The sequence below is a fragment of the Protofrankia sp. CiP1_Cm_nod3 genome (genome assembly GCF_982290655.1).
This window is the reverse complement of sequence record NZ_CEVIVD010000278.1, coordinates 1,210-3,373: the sequence shown is the minus strand read 5'-3', so window position 1 is coordinate 3,373 and position 2,164 is coordinate 1,210. Positions and strand designations below refer to the sequence as shown.

The following is a 2,164-nucleotide window of genomic DNA, read 5'->3' as shown; positions in this document are numbered from 1 at the left end:
CGGCTGTGATCGTCGGTCTCCCGCGGAGCCAAGGCGAGAGCGGAACCCGATGCGGCCGGTAGCCGGCCACTCCGCCGCACACCCGGCGGCCGGTGCCGGGCGAGTGGAGCGGGGGAACACGCGTCAGAGCGGAAGCGGCCTGTAGAGATCGACCGGGCACTCTCGTGACGGTGCTTCGTAATCAGCGGTCGTCATCGCACAGGCGGGCGAAGGCTGGCAGCGTGCTGTGCGCGACCGAGGGGCCACTTTGCCCAGCAGGCGGCGATCCCTGTGATGTGCGGCTGAGCGAGTCACTCGCAACGGGTAGTGTAGGTACGTACCTACCGGGGAGGTGGTCGCGGTGACCATGGTCTCATCGCGAGAGTTCAACCGCGACGTGAGCGCGGTCAAGCGGGCTGCCGCCAGCGGTCCTGTGATCATTACGGATCACGGTCGGCCGTCGCACGTCCTGCTGTCGTTCGCCGACTACCAACGGCTCACGGGCACCGCGGGTAGCCTGGGCGACGCGTTCGTCCTGGACGAGGACATCGACTTCGAGCCCGTACGGCCGCGGGACTCGCTGCGCGAGGCCGACCTGTGAGCTTCCTGCTCGACACCAACATCATCTCCGAGCTCCGCAAGCCCGTGAAACGCAGGGATGACCGATTCAACGCCTGGGCCGACACCCTGTCGCCATCGGACACCTTCCTCTCCGTCATCACCCTGCTGGAACTGCGCGCGGGCATCGAGAACAAGCGACGGCACGACGCCCGACAGGCGGCGGTCCTCGACTCGTGGCTGGACCACAATGTGCTCCCGGCATACACGGGCCGACTGCTCGACATCGATCAGGCCGTTGCCGACTCGGCGGCACGACTCCACGTGCCCGACCGGCGCCCAGCCCACGACGCGCTCATCGCCGCCACGGCTCAGGTCCACAGCCTCACGCTCGTCACCCGCAACGAGTCCGACTTCGCGCCCATGGGGGTCCCACTCGTCAACCCGTGGGCCTCCCACCCGTAGGCAGGTAGGGATATTTACCCGGGCCGCTGTTACTGACGGGAGACGCATGACCCGCGACATCCAGATCACCTTTGACTGCGCAGATCCGGCGGGGCTCGCGGCCTTCTGGGGCGAGGTCCTCGGCTACCGTCCGCAGGAGCCGCCCGCCGGTTTCGCGTCCTGGGAGCAGGCTCTGACTGCGATGGGCGTTCCACCCGAGCGCCACGACGATGCCGCGGCGATGGTCGACCCCGCCGGCTCCGGTCCACGGCTGTTCTTCCAGCGGGTCCCGGAGGGCAAACGGGCCAAGAACCGCGTTCACCTCGACGTACGAGCCGCGTCCGGACTGGAGGGCGAGGCTCGGATGGCGGCGCTGGAGCAGGAGGCGGAGCGACTCGTCGGCCACGGTGCCACCCGACTACACCGCCACGAGCCCACTCCACCGCACGCCGGACACATCGTGATGGCCGACCCCGAGGGCAACGAGTTCTGCCTCGACTGAACAGTGATCGCAGAGCCGTGCCCGGCAGTGATCTTTCTCGACGGTTCTACGAGCGGGCGGTCTGGCCGCTGATCGCGGGCGTGCCTCATGCTGCCGCGTTGCTCGGTGAGGGTTCCGAGGTCCTCGGCTTCGATGGCGAGGTTTCCACGGACCACGATTTCGGCCCCCGCGTGCAGCTGTTCGTCCCGCCAGGACTTGACACCACGCCGATCGACGTCGCCCTGGAGAGGCTGCCAGCGCGGTTCGACGGTTTCCCGGTTGTCCTTCCCGACAGCGATCGACTCGACGGCCGGCCCCACCACCAGGTGGAGGTGACCACCGCGCGGGGCGTTCTTCGCAGGCCGGCTCGGCGTCGACCCCGCTGGCGGGATGGACCTGGCGGACTGGCTGCTGGCCCCGACCCAGATCCTGGCCAGCCTCGCTTCGGGTCGCGGCTGGGTGGTGGTTCGCGCGCGGCACGCAGGATGCCGGCGGGCGTCGCGCGTGAGGCGGCGCCTGAGTCGTGCGCCGGAGTGACACGGCTGGCTCGCGCGATGGCCGGGTCGCAGTACACTCAGGTACTGAACCCTCTGCCCCGAAGGGGACATGTCGTGACCTATCGCCTGGAGATCGTCAGCGAGGTCCGGGAGTAGCTGCATGACCTACGTCGAACAGACCGAAGCACCGCGATCCTCATCGGCC

General features: G+C 68.7%; 3 protein-coding genes. All 3 read left to right on the top strand.

The window, feature by feature from the left end; translation table 11 throughout:
• Window positions 1–346: 346 nt before the first annotated feature.
• Genes AC5LUJ_RS24230 through AC5LUJ_RS24220 form a run of 3 tightly spaced genes read left to right on the top strand, consistent with a single transcriptional unit; the run spans window position 347 to window position 1,483 of the window.
• Window positions 347–580 (top strand): type II toxin-antitoxin system Phd/YefM family antitoxin, encoded by a 234-nt coding sequence (locus AC5LUJ_RS24230; RefSeq protein WP_250286136.1) that lies wholly within the window; start codon window positions 347–349, stop codon window positions 578–580.
• A complete protein-coding gene (locus AC5LUJ_RS24225; RefSeq protein ID WP_250286131.1) occupies window positions 577–1,002 on the top strand; it encodes a type II toxin-antitoxin system VapC family toxin in 426 nt (141 codons plus the stop codon). Before AC5LUJ_RS24230 ends, AC5LUJ_RS24225 begins: the two co-directional genes overlap by 4 nt.
• Window positions 1,003–1,048: 46 nt before the next feature.
• Window positions 1,049–1,483 carry a VOC family protein gene (locus tag AC5LUJ_RS24220; protein WP_250286130.1) on the top strand — a complete coding sequence of 145 codons (435 nt, stop codon included), beginning with the start codon at window positions 1,049–1,051 and terminating at the stop codon, window positions 1,481–1,483.
• Window positions 1,484–2,164 lie beyond the last annotated feature (681 nt).